This window comes from Cupriavidus sp. H18C2 (genome assembly GCF_049393795.1).
GTDB classification, from domain to species: domain Bacteria; phylum Pseudomonadota; class Gammaproteobacteria; order Burkholderiales; family Burkholderiaceae; genus Cupriavidus; species Cupriavidus pauculus_C.
In genome coordinates this window covers 2706997-2722964 of the sequence record NZ_CP186010.1, presented here as the reverse complement: position 1 = coordinate 2722964, position 15968 = coordinate 2706997, and the positions used below count along the sequence as shown (strand labels likewise).

The 15968-nt window shown below is 66.1% G+C and carries 18 protein-coding genes; 16 read left to right on the top strand and 2 right to left on the bottom strand.

Annotation, left to right across the window (positions count from 1 at the left end; genetic code table 11):
* Nucleotides 1-68: 68 nt before the first annotated feature.
* From EPAKOI_RS12300 to EPAKOI_RS12230, 15 genes are all read left to right on the top strand, one after another.
* Nucleotides 69-632 (top strand): STY4534 family ICE replication protein, encoded by a 564-nt coding sequence (locus EPAKOI_RS12300; protein ID WP_003454879.1) that lies wholly within the window; start codon nt 69-71, stop codon nt 630-632.
* Between the two features lie 120 nt (nt 633-752).
* Nucleotides 753-1382 carry a DUF3275 family protein gene (locus EPAKOI_RS12295; RefSeq protein ID WP_003454876.1) on the top strand — a complete coding sequence of 210 codons (630 nt, stop codon included), beginning with the start codon at nt 753-755 and terminating at the stop codon, nt 1380-1382.
* A 101-nt stretch (nt 1383-1483) separates the two neighbouring features.
* Nucleotides 1484-1876 (top strand): hypothetical protein, encoded by a 393-nt coding sequence (locus EPAKOI_RS12290; RefSeq protein WP_003454873.1) that lies wholly within the window; start codon nt 1484-1486, stop codon nt 1874-1876.
* A gap of 7 nt (nt 1877-1883) precedes the next feature.
* Nucleotides 1884-2153 (top strand): hypothetical protein, encoded by a 270-nt coding sequence (locus EPAKOI_RS12285; RefSeq protein WP_003454871.1) that lies wholly within the window; start codon nt 1884-1886, stop codon nt 2151-2153.
* A 137-nt stretch (nt 2154-2290) separates the two neighbouring features.
* Complete coding sequence (locus EPAKOI_RS12280; protein ID WP_004265548.1) at nt 2291-3118, top strand: DUF932 domain-containing protein; 828 nt, start codon at nt 2291-2293, stop codon at nt 3116-3118.
* Nucleotides 3119-3618: 500 nt separating this feature from the next.
* Nucleotides 3619-4275 (top strand): hypothetical protein, encoded by a 657-nt coding sequence (locus EPAKOI_RS12275; RefSeq protein WP_004265557.1) that lies wholly within the window; start codon nt 3619-3621, stop codon nt 4273-4275.
* A 67-nt stretch (nt 4276-4342) separates the two neighbouring features.
* Entirely contained in the window at nt 4343-5458 is a 1116-nt protein-coding gene (locus EPAKOI_RS12270) for a DUF6094 domain-containing protein (protein ID WP_004265560.1), read from the top strand.
* Between the two features lie 132 nt (nt 5459-5590).
* Nucleotides 5591-7873, top strand: a complete 2283-nt coding sequence (locus EPAKOI_RS12265) for a helicase-related protein (protein WP_016451645.1) — start codon at nt 5591-5593, stop codon at nt 7871-7873.
* 159 nt (nt 7874-8032) lie between these two features.
* A complete protein-coding gene (locus EPAKOI_RS12260; protein ID WP_016451646.1) occupies nt 8033-8644 on the top strand; it encodes a PilL N-terminal domain-containing protein in 612 nt (203 codons plus the stop codon).
* Nucleotides 8641-9285: a hypothetical protein gene (locus EPAKOI_RS12255; protein ID WP_004265569.1), complete on the top strand. Its 645-nt coding sequence runs from the start codon at nt 8641-8643 to the stop codon at nt 9283-9285. The genes EPAKOI_RS12260 and EPAKOI_RS12255 overlap by 4 nt, the downstream gene beginning before the upstream one ends.
* 9 nt (nt 9286-9294) lie before the next feature.
* Nucleotides 9295-10026 (top strand): TIGR03759 family integrating conjugative element protein, encoded by a 732-nt coding sequence (locus EPAKOI_RS12250; RefSeq protein WP_004265574.1) that lies wholly within the window; start codon nt 9295-9297, stop codon nt 10024-10026.
* Nucleotides 10011-10595, top strand: a complete 585-nt coding sequence (locus EPAKOI_RS12245; protein WP_016451647.1) for a transglycosylase SLT domain-containing protein — start codon at nt 10011-10013, stop codon at nt 10593-10595. Before EPAKOI_RS12250 ends, EPAKOI_RS12245 begins: the two co-directional genes overlap by 16 nt.
* The gene (locus tag EPAKOI_RS12240) at nt 10592-11146 is read left to right on the top strand and encodes an integrating conjugative element protein (protein WP_004265578.1); all 555 of its coding nucleotides are present in this window, start codon (nt 10592-10594) and stop codon (nt 11144-11146) included. The genes EPAKOI_RS12245 and EPAKOI_RS12240 overlap by 4 nt, the downstream gene beginning before the upstream one ends.
* 20 nt (nt 11147-11166) lie before the next feature.
* Complete coding sequence (traD, locus tag EPAKOI_RS12235; protein WP_004265579.1) at nt 11167-13326, top strand: type IV conjugative transfer system coupling protein TraD; 2160 nt, start codon at nt 11167-11169, stop codon at nt 13324-13326.
* Nucleotides 13323-14072: a TIGR03747 family integrating conjugative element membrane protein gene (locus tag EPAKOI_RS12230; RefSeq protein WP_004265580.1), complete on the top strand. Its 750-nt coding sequence runs from the start codon at nt 13323-13325 to the stop codon at nt 14070-14072. Before traD ends, EPAKOI_RS12230 begins: the two co-directional genes overlap by 4 nt.
* Nucleotides 14073-14207: 135 nt before the next feature.
* Here the strand turns inward: EPAKOI_RS12230 and EPAKOI_RS12225 are convergent, their stop codons facing one another.
* Entirely contained in the window at nt 14208-15077 is an 870-nt protein-coding gene (locus EPAKOI_RS12225; protein WP_003454806.1) for an ImmA/IrrE family metallo-endopeptidase, read from the bottom strand.
* Nucleotides 15078-15079: 2 nt separating this feature from the next.
* Entirely contained in the window at nt 15080-15466 is a 387-nt protein-coding gene (locus tag EPAKOI_RS12220) for a helix-turn-helix domain-containing protein (RefSeq protein ID WP_003454804.1), read from the bottom strand.
* A gap of 276 nt (nt 15467-15742) precedes the next feature.
* On the opposite strand from EPAKOI_RS12220, the gene EPAKOI_RS12215 reads away from it, so the two are divergent.
* A complete protein-coding gene (locus EPAKOI_RS12215) occupies nt 15743-15967 on the top strand; it encodes a DUF2188 domain-containing protein (RefSeq protein ID WP_003454802.1) in 225 nt (74 codons plus the stop codon).
* The last annotated feature ends 1 nt before the right edge of the window (nt 15968 follow it).

The window sequence follows — 15968 nt, the reverse complement described above, 5'->3', positions numbered from 1 at the left end:
GGGGGTTCCACACCTTCCCCGCCTTGGGTCGGGTGTGTCTCCGCCTCATTGTTCTCAGGAGATTCACCATGACCACTTCCACCGACAAGTCCTACTTCGACCTGCACATCACCGGACTCGGGTATCTCAATCGCATCCGCGAAGTGAAGCCCAAGAAAGGCGATGCGTTCCTGGCCTGCGACATCGCGGCGCTCAACGGCCCCAGCGATGACGTGGCCTACGTGCGTTTCGACACGCGCGTCTCGGGCTCCGAAGCGCAGCACCTCGTGCGCCGCTGCATCCAAGCGGTCGATGCCGAGAAGAAAGTGATGATCGGCTTCCGTCTGGGCGACCTGTGGGCCGACACCTTCACCTACTCCAAGGGCAAGCGTGCCGGCGAGCAGGGGGTGAGCTTCAAGGCCCGCCTGCTGTTCGTCAGTTGGATCAAGGTCGACGGCAAGCTCGTCTACAAGGCCGAGCCCAAGCCGACCGATGCCGACCAGCGCGACGAACGCGACGTGCGTAACACGGATGTCCCCGCGACGTTCGCTGAGCCGCAAGCCGCTGCGTTCGAGCCCGCCAGGCCCGCCGCCGAAGCTGCCGACGAAGCCACTGCCGATGCGCCTGCATTGGAAGTTGCCGAGTCGTTCTGATCCGCAAGGCCCCGACTCTGAATTGAGTCCGGGGCTTTGTCTTCTCCCACTCGCGTGCGCATGCGACCGTCGCCATGACGGCCGTGTGCGTGATCGCAGCTTCGTCCGCAGGAGTTCTTCATGATCACCATTCCCGGCCAATTGGCCATCAAGACCATCCACGGCCGTAACGGCGACTTCAACGTCGGGCGCCTTGCGACCTCCATCGGCGAGTTCGTCGTGAAGAACGCCGAACTCGACCAGTACGCCGAAGGCAAGTACGAGGGCGATTTCGCCATCGCGGAGATTCGCCCGTCCACGTACACCGCCAACGGCCGCATGGTCATTGAGATCCGCGCCCTCCTGGGTGGGATGACTTTGTCCAACATCGACGCCCTGAGCCGTGACGACGCCCGCCGGCTGAGTCCGCAGGAAGTCGATCCGATCGACGAGGAAGCGCAGACCGCCACGCCGACGCCGACGACCGCCCCCAAGGCGGCCGGCCGGAAGAAGGCGCGCAGCTCGCGCGACCCGCTGGTCGATACCACGCCGTTCGGCAGCGAGCCGGCTGCTGCGTCTGCCGAGGCTACGGCCCATGCGGACGACGACGGCGACGCGGCGCTGTTCGGCACACTCTGGCCGCTGGGCGATGTCGTCAAGCTCGATGCCACCGTGGATCGGCGCGTGCTGCGTCAGCAGCGCGACCGCCTCGGCGACCTGGGCTACGAGTTCGCTCCGCTGTCCCAGGACTGGCACCTCACCAGGGTCTGATCCCATCGCCATTTCACGCCGCATGCCTGCGGCTTTCCACCACCCGCCGGGGCTCCTTCCCCGGCGGGAGGACTCCGGCCCTTTCTCACAGGAGTCATTCCATGGGCTGGACATTCGTTCGATTGACGCGCGATCAGTTGATCCGCGAGCTGACCGCAACCGAGGAAACCGAGCGGTCGCGCAGTGAGGTCATCGACCACACGCTGGTCGGCAACGTGCTGTGGACGGTGGCGCGCGTCACCGCCAAGCAGGCCGGCGTCCTGGGTCTCGCACCCGGCGAGTCGGCCACCTTGATCGGCTGCCATCTGCTGGAAAGCGAGGGCCGCGAATGGGGCTACAAGTTCCTGGTCGAGGCCGAGCACCCGTACTACTACTCGTGCCCGCTGCGCTATCTCGACATGGCGCCGCAGCGCTGCGCCACCTGGCGCGCAAGGGTGCATGCCTTCCACCAGCAGCCGACGCGCAAAGCGGCCGGCGATGCAGCCACCGACTGAGGCGAACATGGACACCCTCATGTCGTCCTTGCCGCCCGAGCTGCTTCGCTTCGTCGAAGACCAGTTGGCCAACAACGAGGTTTCCGACGACGACGAACTGCGCGAGCACTTCATCGCCAACGGCCTGAGCGAAGAACAGGCGTGGCAGGCACTGACCTACCGCGCGCTGTACCTGCGACACGTCTTTCTCGACGGCTTCACGCCGATCCTCAAAGGCCAGGAAGCGCTTTGCTTCAACCCGCACAGCCGCGGCTGGGAGCCGGTTCCGAACCCATAGGCCGGCCTTCACGCGGCGCACTTCTTCATCCCTTTCATCAGGCCCTGTTCAGCAGGGCTTTTCTTCGTCCTACGCAATCGCACGCATCCGGCCTCGGCCGCTGGATGCCGATTGCTCCATTCCGCAAGGAGATCATCATGCAACTCGCATCTCGCTTCGCCCCTCGTTCCCCGGTGCTGCGCGCCGACCATCCGTTGTCGGACGATCAGATTCGCACCGTGGCCCCATCCATCTTCGCGGACACCCCGCACGAAAGCCGCTCCGAACGGTACAGTTACATCCCCACGGCGGCTGTGCTGACCGAACTGCGCAGAGAAGGTTTCCAGCCGTTCATGGTGTGCCAGACCCGCGTGCGACACGAGGATCGCCGCGACTACACCAAGCACATGCTGCGCCTTCGCCACGCCAGCCAGATCAACGGCGCCGAGGCGAACGAGATCATCCTGCTCAACTCGCACGACGGCACCAGCAGCTACCAGATGCTCGCGGGCATGTTCAGATTCGTCTGCCACAACGGCCTGGTGTGCGGCGACACCTTCGCCGACGTGCGCGTGCCCCACAAGGGCAACGTCACCGATCACGTGATCGAAGGCGCCTACGAGGTGCTGCACGGCTTCGAGCGCGTGCAGGACTCGCGCGACGCCATGCGCGTCATCACCCTCGACGACGGCGAGGCCGAAGTCTTCGCCAGGTCGGCGCTGACCTTGAAGTACGACGAGTCGGGCAAGGCCTTGCCCATCACGGAGACGCAGATCCTGCGGCCTCGTCGTTTCGACGACAACCGTGCCGATCTTTGGTCGGTCTTCAACCGGGTTCAGGAGAACCTGGTCAAGGGCGGCCTGACTGGCCGTGCCGCCAACGGGCGCCAGCAGCGCACGCGACCCGTTCAGGGCATCGACCAGAACGTCCGGCTCAACCGGGCGCTTTGGCTGCTCGCGGATGGCCTGCGTCAGCTCAAAGCCTGACCCACAAGCGGATCGTGCCTCGCGGCATGGTCCGCTTTTTCTTTGGCGGCGCTGTGCTGCCAGCGCACCACGTTCAGTTTGGTTCGGTGTAACCCTAATGCGGCAATTCGCTGCCGCCGCGAAAATTGCGGTTCGACTGCATACCTCCCTGGCTTTTCCTCCCTGAGCCAAGCAGTCATCTTTGCCGCCTCGGTGTTCCCGGGGCGGTTTTCTTTTATGGCCGTCCTTCCAGGCCGCGGGCGATGCGCCAGCGCAAACAGGGTTGGACGCTGGGTCGGTTTTCCGCTCCCGCTGTAGGCGCACCTTGGCGCAGGCTATGTCCCATGTCCGTCGGCGTTGCCGACAACATGCCCAGGTAGTCCAGACCTTCAAGGCTACGGTGCGTTGCGACGCACGGTCTGATTCTTCACCACGACGCTCACCGCGTCTTCTTCCATCCCCCTGGGGCAGTGACTGCCCTCGCGGTTGGTGCTGTCTCCGCTCACTTCGAGGACATCACCATGCCTGCACCTTCTTCCCCCAAGACGCTCTATCGCATCGACGAATGCCCCGACCTGATGGCCGATGGCGTCGTCGGTGACGAGAACGGCAACCTGGTCTTCATCTCCCTCTGGGCGCGCGACACCGCCGTCCAGGAATTCCTGGCCCGCCTCACCCTGGGCCGGGACGAACAGGGACTGGATCAGTTCCACGTCATCACCGAGCAGGGCGCCAGCATCCCGGTCTTCGTCGGCAACGTCGAGAACCTGGAGAAACGCAGCGCACGCGCCTACCGGCGCACGCTGTTCGGCTCGCTGACCAACATCTGGCTGTTCGATCGGCGCTGCGTCAAACCCGACAAGGCCAACGCCAGCGCACTGGCGCTCCTGCCTCGCGATTCCACGCACCGGCTCGACCGGCTGTGGACGCTGGTGCGGGACACGTGCCCGCTGCCGCTTCTCGATCCCTGGCGCGACAGCGTACTGGAACTGCTGCAGGCGAAGTCGATGCTGACGCGCCTGCCGTTCGCCCTCGGGCCTCTGGAAGGCCATCGGCTCGCCATCGACGTGCCGACGCTGACCGAGGTGCTGGGCGGCCTGATCCGCAGCGGCGCGCTCGTCGGCGGCGCACCCGCCAGCCGCACCCCCTCGGCGCAACCGCTCGAAGCGGTGGCTTGAGGTTCCTTCACCGGACATGCACGCGCGCATGTCCGCATCCCTTCATCTTCAATGCCAGGAGATTCCCATGGCCCTCATGTTCCCGCGGCTCGCCCGCAACTTCGTCAAGAACGGGTACTTCCCCACGGATGAACCCACGCTCGAAAGAGCACTCACCGCACTGGCGCCCGCCGAGGCCTCGGCCGGGCCGCTGTGCATCCTCGATCCCTGCGCCGGCGAAGGCGTGGCGATCGCCGAAGCCGCGCACGCCCTCGGGCGCGAGCAGGTCCAGGCCTTCGCCGTCGAGTACGAGGCCGAGCGCGCACGCCATGCCCGGCAACTGGTCGATCGCTGCATCCACGGCGACCTGATGGACACACTGATCAGCCGGCAGAGCTTCGGCCTGCTGTGGCTCAACCCGCCGTATGGCGACCTGTCCAAGGACACCAACGGCAACGTCGGCTACCAGGGCCAGGGCCGCGCTCGGCTGGAAAAGCTGTTCTATCAGAAGGCGCTGCCGCTGTTGCAGTACGGCGGCGTGCTGATCTACATCGTCCCGCACTACGTGCTCGACGCCGAGCTGGTCGGATGGCTGACCCGGCACTTCGCCGAGTTGCGCATCTACCGCGCGGTGGACACGCAGTTCAAGCAGGTCGTGATCTTCGGTCGCAAGGTTCGCCAGCGCGACCAGGCATCGGAGTCTGTCAAGGCCACGCGCGCGCTGCTGCTGCAGATAGGTCTTGGCGACGCCGAAGCGGAAGAGCTGCCAGTCGAATGGCCGTTCCTGCCCTACACGGTGCCTGCCACGGCCGAGCCGGAGCACTTCTACCGCGTGACGATGGAGCCCGAGCAGTTCGCCGAGGAAGTCGGCCGACTGCAAGGGCTCTGGCCGACGCTCGACACGCACCTGGGCGCCGCGCAGCAGTCGCTGCGGTCCCCGGCGCGAGGTTTATCGCATTGGCATCTCGCCTTGGCACTCGCCGCAGGTGCGATCTCCGGAGTGGTGAAGTCCAAGACGGGCCGCGTGCTCGTCGTCAAAGGCGACACCCACAAGGAGAAGACCTTGCACACGGAGTACACCGAGCGCGACGACGGTTCCGTGGCCGAGACGCGCATCCTGACCGACAAGTTCGTGCCGGTCATCCGTGCCTGGGACATGACACCAGGCTCGCCGACCTGCGGCGAGGTGTTGACCATCCGCTGATCGCTGTTCCCTGACGGTCGCCGTCGATCTGTTCTTCCACTGCGGCTTCGCGCCGTTCTTCTCTTCCCACCCCGGGGCATGCCATCGCCCCGCAGGGGGAGGTGCATGCCCCATCTTCTTTGGAGCATCACCATGTCCCTCGATACCGAAGTCGTTCCCGCCGCTGATGGCACGCCCGTCCAGAGCGACGTGCTCGAAGCGACTGCTTCTCCCCTGGCGATGAGCCTTCAGGATTTCGTTGCCGAATTCGGCGACGAGCTGCTGGACTCGCTCAACCGCGCCAACCCTCCCGTCTACACCGGCCAGGCCCGGCCGCATCGCCAGCTCGTGCTGGCCAGTCTCAAGCGCAAGCTGTTCGGCGCGCAGGCCGAGGTGGTGCATGCCGTTACCGAGCTGCTGGCCGACCGCGGCGAACGCGCCGCGATCGTCAATGGCGAGATGGGCTGCGGCAAGACCACGGTCGGCATCGCCACGGCGGCCGTGCTGCACGCCGAAGGCTATCGCCGCACGCTGATCCTCTCGCCGCCTCACCTGGTCTACAAATGGCGCCGGGAAATCCAGGAGACGGTGGCCGGCGCCAAGGTCTGGGTGCTCAATGGCCCGGACACGCTGGTCAAGCTCATCAAACTGCGCGAGCAATTGGGCGTGCCGGTACGCGGCCAGGAGTTCTACGTTCTCGGTCGCGTGCGGATGCGCATGGGTTTCCACTGGAAGCCCGTCTTCAACGTGCGGCGCACGCGGCACGGCGAAGTGGGCGCATGCCCGGACTGCGGCCAGGTCATCACCAATCTCGACGGCGAGCCGATCAACCCGGTCGAACTCGAAGCCGAGGACTACCGCCGCCGGTGCAGCCATTGCGCCGCACCGCTGTGGACGCTGATGCGACCGCGGAGCCTGTCCGCCAGCGACCAGTCCACGGCCGTCTTCAAAGCCTTGCAGCGCATCCCGACCATCGGAGAGGTCACGGCGCATAAGCTGATGAAGAAGTTCGGCGACGGCTTCCTGGCCTCAATGCTGGGCGACAACATCCACGAGTTCATCAACCTCATGGATGCCAACGGTGAGCTGGTGTTCTCGGATCGTCAGGCGCACCGCATGGAGCGGGCGATGGCGAACATGGAGTTCGGCTTCGGCGAGGGCGGGTATCAGCCCAGCGAATTCATCAAAAGGTACTTGCCGCAAGGCACGTTCGACCTGCTCATCGCCGACGAGGCGCATGAGTACAAGAACGGCGGTAGCGCCCAAGGCCAGGCCATGGGCGTGCTCGCAGCGAAGGCGCGCAAGGCCTTGCTGCTCACTGGCACGCTGATGGGCGGCTACGGCGACGACCTGTTCCACCTGCTGTTCCGAGCCCTGCCTGGGCGAATGATCGAAGACGGCTACCGCCCGACCAAGAGCGGCAGCATGACCTCGGCCGCGATGGCGTTCATGAGGGATCACGGCATCCTCAAGGACATCTATTCCGAGAGCACGGGCACGGCGCACAAGACGGCCAAGGGCAGCAAGGTCTCGGTGCGCACGGTCAAGGCGCCGGGCTTCGGCCCGAAGGGCGTGCTGCGTTGCGTCCTGCCGTTCACGGTATTCCTCAAGTTGAAGGACATCGGCGGCAACGTGCTGCCGTCCTACGACGAGGAGTTCCGCGAGGTGGCGATGGACACGGCGCAAGCCGCGGCTTATCGCGATCTGTCGTTTCGTCTGACCTCGGCGCTGAAACAGGCGCTGGCCAAGCGCGACACGACGCTGCTCGGTGTGGTCCTCAACGTGCTGCTGGCCTGGCCGGATTGCTGCTTCCGGTCGGAGACGGTGGTGCACCCGCGCACACGCCAGACCTTGGCCTTCGTTCCGGCTCAGTTCAACGAGCTGGAGGTGATGCCCAAGGAGCGCGAGCTGATCGAGATCTGCAAGCAGGAGAAGGCTGCGGGTCGCAAGACGCTGGTCTATTCGGTCTACACCGGCACGCGCGACACCACGTCGCGCTTGAAGGTGCTGCTGGAGCAGGAAGGCTTCAAGGTGGCGGTGCTGCGCGCAAGCGTGGATGCCTCCCGCCGCGAGGACTGGATCGCCGAGCAGTTGGACCGCGGCATCGACGTGCTGATCACGAACCCCGAGCTGGTGAAAACCGGCCTGGACCTGTTGGAGTTTCCGACGATCGTGTTCATGCAGTCGGGCTACAACGTCTACAGCCTGCAGCAGGCGGCCCGGCGCTCATGGCGCATCGGCCAGAAGCTGCCGGTTCGCGTGATCTACCTCGGCTACGCGGCTTCCTCGCAGATGACCTGCCTGGGGCTGATGGCGCGAAAGATCATGGTCTCGCAGAGCACGTCGGGAGACGTGCCCGAGTCGGGATTGGACGTGCTGAACCAGGACGGTGATTCCGTCGAGGTGGCACTGGCCCGGCAACTCGTCGCGGCCTGATCCACCCACCCACGCCGGCTGCCCTTCGGGGCGCCGGCTTCTTTTTTCCGTGCATCGATGGCGCGCGATGAAGTCGGGCGCCTGCCAGTTCCCTTTGTTTGCTGCCCGAACGCTTCGCGGCGGCGATGGTGAGGGCTCCGTGTTCCAGGGAATTGCCCCATGCAACCACTCACCTGCGTCGCTCACCGCTTGGCTGTGCCTGCCTTGCTGGCCGGCTGCGTGCTCATCACCGGCTGCGCCGCCACGGGCACGACGAGCCCTCCCACTGTCCATGACTCGCTCCCCGAGCCTGCGGTGTTGGTCAGAACCATCGCCCCGGAGCCCGAGCCGGGCCTGATCCCGGTGGCCCGCTACGGGCGCTACACGCTGGTCGAGATGGTGCCGGAACCGGCACAGCGCGACCTGCTGCGACAGGTGATCGAGATTTCGATTCCGCCGATCTTGGACGCGAGCGTCGGCGATGCCCTTCGGCACGTGCTGCTGCGCACCGGCTACCGGCTCTGCGACGCGACGGAGGCGACCGCGCTGTACGCGTTGCCGCTGCCGGCGGCGCACCTGCGGCTCGGGCCGCTGCCGCTGCGCGATGCCTTGCTGGCACTCGCCGGCCCGGCCTGGGAGTTGTCCGTCGATGACGCTTCGCGCGCGGTGTGCTTCACGCGCGTGACGACTGCGCGTGCGCCGAGCGCAAGCCCGATTCCCGCGGCTCCGGCACCGAGCGCGCCGGCCGCCGAACCCGCCGATTCCCACGTGCCCCAGGAGGCCCAGCCATGACCATCCCGCAGCTTCCCGACGAGAACGCCGGCCGCGCGCGCTGGTTGAAGATCACAGCGGCCGCATGGCTGCTGCTCGTGAGCATCCTGGCCGTGGTCAACAGCGTGGGCCTGTCGCGCCTGAGCGAGCAAAGCCAGGCCAGCGCCCAGGATGCCCACGTGCAGGCGCTCAACACGCGCGTCGCCGAACTCGAACAGCAGGCGGCGGCCTCGAAGAACCAGCCCAAGCCCGTCACCCAACCCGACTTCGAGGCCGCCCGCAAGTTGCTGGACGAACGCCTGGCACAGGTGGAGCACACCCAGGGCGCAGACGCCCATGCCGGCGACTTGCAGGCGCTGCAGGCGCGCATGGGCGACCTCGAAGCTCGCATGAAGCGAACCGCCGCGCCTGCCGCGGCACCCCGGCGCACCGCCGAGCCGGCCAAGCCCAAGGTGCCCGAACCGCCGTTCAACGTCGTGGGCGTGGAGCTGCGCGGCGGCGAGCGCTTCCTGTCGGTGGCGGCACCCAAGGCGTCGTCGGTGCTGGACGTGTGGCTGCTGCGCGAAGGCGATGCCGTGGGCGCGTGGCATCTGCTGGCGATCGAGGCGCGCGCCGCCGTGTTCCGCGTGGATGGACAGACCCAGCGCCTCGCGCTGCCGTAGGAGCCGGCCATGAAGCACGCCGCGATCTGCTTCGCCGCCATCCTCGCCGCTGTCGCAGGAACGGCAGGCACGGCCTCGGCACAGTCGGCGCCGGTCGCGTCCTCGCGCACGGTGCCCGCCCAGATTCAGAACAGCAGCGACGCCGCGCTGGACGAACGGCTGGCGCGCGATTGGGGCCTGCGCTCCGATGAGTGGGCGCGCTACCGCCAACTGATGCAGGGGCCGCTGGGCATCTATTCCCCGAACCTCGATCCGCTCACGGCGCTGGGCATCGAGGCGCGCAGCGACGAGGAACGCAACCGCTATGCGGAGCTGCAGGTGCAGGCGGAATCGAAGCGCGTGGGCAAGACGCTGGCCTACCAGCGGGCCTACGACGCGGCGTGGAAGCGGCTCTATCCGGGACAGCAGCGCGTGAACATGCCGGGTGCGAAGGCGCCGGGCGCCGGCAACCGGGGCTCGGGCCGGCTGGCGGTTTTCGTGAAGGCCGAGTGCCCGTCGTGCGAGCAGCGCGTGCGCCAGCTGCAGGTGGCCGGCACCGCCTTCGACCTCTACATGGTCGGCAGCCGCCAGGAGGACGCCCGCATCCGCCAGTGGGCGACGCAGGCCGGCATCGACGCCGGCCGCGTGCGCTCCCGCACCATCACGCTCAACCATGACGCCGGGCGCTGGCTGTCGCTCGGCCTGCCCGGCGATCTGCCCGCCGTGGTGCGCGAGGTCAACGGCCAATGGCAGCGGCAGTAACCCGCCGTGCAGGCTGCGCGGCCTTGGTCCTCGGCCTCAGCGCCCATGCCGCCATCGTCTTCGGCCAGGAGGTGCCACCACCCGCCTACCAGCTCGCCGCCCAGCAGGCGGGCGTGCCGTCGCCGGTGCTGTATGCGGTGGCGCTGCAGGAGAGCGGCGCCCGGCTGCGCGGCCGGCTGATCCCGTGGCCGTGGACGCTCAACGTCGCCGGCCGCGCCGAACGCTATGCCACGCGGGCCGAGGCCTGCGCCGGCATCCGCCGGGCGCTCGCCCGCACGCCGGTCAACCGCATCGACGCCGGCCTCGGCCAGGTCAACCTCGGCTACCACGCGCACCGCTACGCGCATCCCTGCGAGCTGCTCGACCCATACCGCAACCTCGCCATCGCCGCGGAAATCCTGCAGGAGCAGCACACGCCGGGCGAGGACTGGCTGGTCGCCATCGGCCGCTACCACCGCCCCGCGGGCGGGGCGCCCGCCGCCCGTTACCGCCGCAGCGTCCACCAGCACCTGACCCGCGTGCTCGGGCCGGGAGCCTCACTTCCCTCTGCCCGGAGTCCCATGCCATGAACCGCATCCTCGTCGCCGCGACTGCGGCGCTGCTGGCCACCACCGCAGACGCGCAGGACCGCGGCCCCGTTACCAAGAACAGTTCCCCGCCGCTGATCGTGGTCGAGGACAAAGGCGGCACCTCGGCGCTGCCGTACTACCGGGCCTTGAATCCGCAGGATGCGCAGCCCGGTCAGCCAGCCACGCCGCAAACCAAGCCGCGCATTGGCGGCCCGGCCGAAGCCGAGGCGGCCATGCTGCCGGTGCGCTCGATGCGGCTGACACCCGGCGACGAGCCGCGCCGCGTGATCCGCGCGCCGGGCCTGACGCCGCTGTTCCTGATCGGCGACGACGACCGCTCACGAGCCTGGCTCCAACGACGGGGCAAGGACTTGCAGGCGCTACGCGCCGTGGGCTTGGTGGTCAACGTGGCGACGCCCGAAGCCCTGGCCGCGTTGCGTCGCCTCGCACCGGGCTTGATGCTGTCGCCGGCCTCGGGCGACGAGCTGGCGCAGCGCTTGGGGCTCAAGCACTACCCGGTGCTGATCACCGCCACCGGCATCGAGCCCTGACGTGACGTGAAGCACCCGCCATGCCCCAGTCCCAAGCCGTCGAAGTCTTGCTGCGGCCAGCGGTGGAGCTATACACCGTCGCGGTCTGTGCGGGCGCCGCGTTTCTGTGCCTGGTGGCCCCGTGGTCGCTCGCGCTGAGTCCCTTGCTGGGCCTGGGCAGCGCGCTCGCTTTCCTCACCTTCGGCGCGCTGCGCTTTCGCGACGCCTGGGCCATCCTGCGCTACCGGCGCAACATCCGGCGCCTGCCGCGCTACGTGATGACCAGCCGCGACGTGCCGGTCAGCCAGCAGCGGCTGTTCGTCGGCCGGGGCTTCCACTGGGACCAGCGTCACACGCACCGACTGATGCAGACGTATCGGTCGGAGTTCCGTCGCTACGTGGAGCCGACGGCAATCTATCGGATGGCACGGCGCATGGAAGAGCGCCTGGAGTTCGCGCCGTACCCGTTGTCCAAGATGGCGAAGGCCCTGGCCTGGGACAGCCCGCTGAACCCGGCGCGGCCGCTGCCGCCGGTGGGCGGCCTGCCGCGGCTGCACGGCATCGAGCCGCACGAGGTCGACGTCACCCTGCCGTTGGCCGAGCGCGTCGGCCACAGCTTGGTGTTAGGCACCACGCGCGTCGGCAAGACCCGCCTGGCCGAGCTGTTCATCACGCAGGACATCCGGCGCAAGGTCAATGGACAGCACGAGGTCGTGATCGTCTTCGATCCCAAGGGCGATGCGGATCTGTTGAAGCGCATGTACGTGGAGGCCAAGCGCGCCGGACGCGAAGGCGAGTTCTACGTTTTCCACCTGGGCTGGCCGGACATCAGCGCCCGCTACAACGCGGTGGGCCGCTTCGGACGCATCTCGGAAGTTGCCACGCGCATCGCCGGCCAGCTTTCCGGTGAAGGCAACAGCGCGGCGTTCCGCGAGTTCGCCTGGCGCTTCGTCAACATCATCGCGCGGGCGTTGGTCGAGCTGGGGCAGCGGCCCGACTACCTGCTGATCCAGCGCCATGTCATCAACATCGATGCGCTGTTCATCGAGTACGCCCAGCACTACTTCGCCCGGAACGAGCCCAAGGCCTGGGAGGTCATCGTCCAGCTCGAAGCCAAGCTGAACGACAAGAACATCCCGCGCAACATGATCGGCCGCGAGAAGCGCGTCGTCGCGCTGGAGCAGTACCTGTCGCAGGTGCGCATCTACGACCCTGTGCTCGACGGCCTGCGCAGCGCGGTGCGCTACGACAGGACGTACTTCGACAAGATCGTCGCATCGCTCCTACCGCTGCTGGAGAAGCTGACCACCGGCAAGATCGCGCAGTTGCTGGCGCCGAACTATTCGGACCTCGCCGACCCACGCCCGATCTTCGACTGGATGCAGATCATCAGGAAGCGGGCCGTGGTCTATGTCGGCCTCGATGCACTGTCGGACGCGGAAGTCGCGGCGGCGGTCGGCAATTCGATGTTCTCCGACCTCGTATCCGTCGCGGGTCACATCTACAAGTTCGGCATCGACGACGGCCTGCCGGGTGCCGCGACGGGCATCAAGGTGCCCATCAACGTCCATGCCGACGAGTTCAACGAACTCATGGGCGACGAGTTCATACCCATGGTCAACAAGGGCGGCGGCGCGGGCGTCCAGGTCACGGCCTACACGCAGACCCTCTCGGACATCGAGGCACGCATCGGCAACCGCGCGAAGGCGGGCCAGGTGGTGGGCAACTTCAACAACCTGTTCATGCTGCGCGTGCGCGAGACCGCCACGGCCGAACTGCTGACGCGGCAACTGCCCAAGGTCGAGGTCTACACGACGACGGTGATGAGCGGCGCCACCGACAGCTCGGACCCGACCGGCAACACCGCCTTCACCTCCAACACGCAGGACCGCATCAGCAGCAACAGCGTGCCGCTGATTGAACCGGCGCACGTGGTCGGGCTGCCCAAGGGCCAGTGCTTTGCACTGATCGAGGGCGGGCACCTCTGGAAGGTGCGCATGCCCTTGCCGGCGCCCGACCCCGACGAGGCCATGCCCAAGGATTTGCAGGAGCTGGCCGGCTACATGCGCCAGCACTACGTCGAGGCCGGCGATTGGTGGGACAACAATGGGCTTCCCGGACTGCAGGACCAAGCACTGCCCGACGACTTGCTCGCCGACTTCAAGCAGATGGCCAGCGCGGATGAAGGGGCCACGGCATGAGCGACCCCGCCGTCGCCGTCCAGCGCCAGCAGGTTCGCCAGCAGGGCCTGATCGCAGGCCTCATCACGCTGCCGTTCCGGCTGTTCGGGGTGTTGGCCGGTTCGCTGGTGCTGTGCATCGCGATCGAGTGCATCGGCATGCACTTCTTCTGGCCCGAGCAGGGCTGGCGCCATGCGCAGGGCATGCTGAACTACGAGCTGTCGCAGGTCTCGGAGCATTTCACGCAAAGCGTGCTGGTGCAGGAGCCGGGGCGCAGCGCCCTCCAGCTCGTCGAGTGGGCCTACCAAGGACTGTTCGTGAAAACGGGCCTGCTGGACTGGATACGCGACGCGGCGGCGCAATCGCGTGCCGGCGCGCGCAGCCAGGCGCAGGACTTCCGCTACTACATCGGTCAGCTCTACGTGCATGTCGAGAGCTACCTGATCGCCTCGGCGTACACAGTGCTGGTGTTCCTCGTGCGGCTGCTGGTGCTGGTCCTGACCTTGCCGCTGTTCCTGATGGCGGCCTTCACCGGCCTGGTGGACGGGCTCGTGCGCCGCGACGTGCGCGGCTTCGGCGCCGGCCGCGAATCGGGCTTCGTCTACCACCGGGCGAGAGCCAGCCTGATGCCGCTGGCGGTGCTGCCCTGGGTCACTTACCTCGCGCTGCCGGTCAGCGTGCATCCGCTGCTGATCCTGCTGCCCAGCGCGGCGCTGCTCGGCGTCGCGGTGTGCATCGCGTCGGCGACGTTCAAGAAGTATCTGTGAAAGCGGTTCAAGATAATCTCCGTCTCACTCTTCATGGCGACTCATCGACACCAAACATCTTTTGACCTTTGACACTGCATCCACCCTACATCTTCGAGGCCATGTGGCCACTCAGACACACGAACGCAAATGGCCTCAGCGGCGCCTGCTGCGTCCCGGCCACGGTAGCTGCCCAGTGAGTTCAGCCAAGCCACCGTCGTCCTCGACGCGTACACCGAAGCGGTTCACTTCGACCTCAGGTAAATCGTCGCTGTCGAACCAGAGCAGCGAGGTCGTGGTGTCAGTACGTGCGTAGTGCCTGGAGAGTTCCCAGAGATCGAGGCCCTTTTCCCAGTTGTCGAACCAGATGTCTTGTGCAACCTCATCTGTGTCGGCAGCACTGCTGCCTGAAGAACGGAGACGGTGAGCCACAGAGCCGACAGGAATGGCAGACCTGGGAGATATCCAAGCCCCAGCCTGTCGCAAACTGGTGGAGCGTGCCGCGTAGCGCACTGCACCGCGCTCCATGGTGACGAAGGCGCAAGGGATGTCGCTGAGGGAGGCGAACCGCGACGCAGCGGCGGGAAATGATGTGCTGAAAAGCGCCGCCATGCCCTGGATCAGCTCCAGCGAAGGTTCTTCCTTGGGCACAAGCGATAGCCATTGCTGATACGGCATCAGCAACTCGGCGGCGAAAGTGTCGCATGCGATTTCGTTCGGATGCCGCTTCGCATAGGACCAGGACGGCACCTCTTCGTGGCTCGATTCCAGCGCAAGGACGATATGCGCAATTTCGTGGCAGATGGTGAAGCGTTGGCGTTCTTCTGTCTCCAGCGAATTCACCGTGATCACGTGCTTGCCATTCGGCTTGGTGATCGTGTAGCCGGACTCCCCCTCACTAAGCTCCTCTTTCTTGACTTTGGCGTTGGCCGCGACCACATAGGGCGTCAGGTCTTCTCGGATGCCGGACACATCAACCTTCGCAACAAAGGCCCGTGCTTTCTGTGTGACATCCGCTTCATCCATATTCAGTCATCCTCGTCCTCGAATGCTCGCTGTATCCGGGCGATCAGTGTCGCGGGATCGGGCCTTGTATTTCCACGATGCCTCACGCCTGCTGCAGCCGAAAAGATGTCGATGCTGATGGAAGGATCGTTCAGCACGAATTCAACAAGGCGGGGATCGGCCTCCGCATGGTCGACAAGCCACATCACCAGCGCAGCATCTCTTTCACCTGGTTTGAGAACCTTCAGCAGCTTCTCGACTAAGTCCACTGACGGATTTGTCTTTTCGCCGGACTCCAGCCGGTGGACATAGGCATGGTCCACCGAAGACAGTTGACCGATTTCGCGCAATGAGAGGGTTCTGCGCTCGCGTAGCGTCTTGAGGGCGACGCCCAGGCCTGTTTGTGACATCCGTTCCGTTCCTTGTGGCTGCGGCGGACAACGGTGTGTGTCCGGTCCGAAGCAGTTGCGTTCTGCGGCACCAATCCCACCATTTGCAGCTTGGCACCAAGTCTGATACATTGTTGTCCAGCCAGACAACAGAAGTGAGTTCTACGACTGCAGCAAGTTGATTTGGCTTGACTCGCCCGTTGTCTGCAAGAGCAACGAATTTTGCTTCAACCGGTGGTCATTGGCAACCCGGCCGGCTGGCCGGGGTCTCGATGGTTCAACTTTAGGAAATTCGCCATGACAGGCAAAAATCAGCATGTAGTTCCTCACCAGGACGGTTGGGCCGTCAAGGGTGCCGGCAATCAACGGGCAACCTCCGTGCACGATACGCAGCAGCAGGCCATTGACGCGGCGCGGGACATCGCACGCAACCAGCAGTCCGAACTGGTCATCCACCGTCCGGACGGTCGCATCCGTGACAAGGACAGCCACGGTAACGACTCCTTCCCGCCGAAGGGCTGAG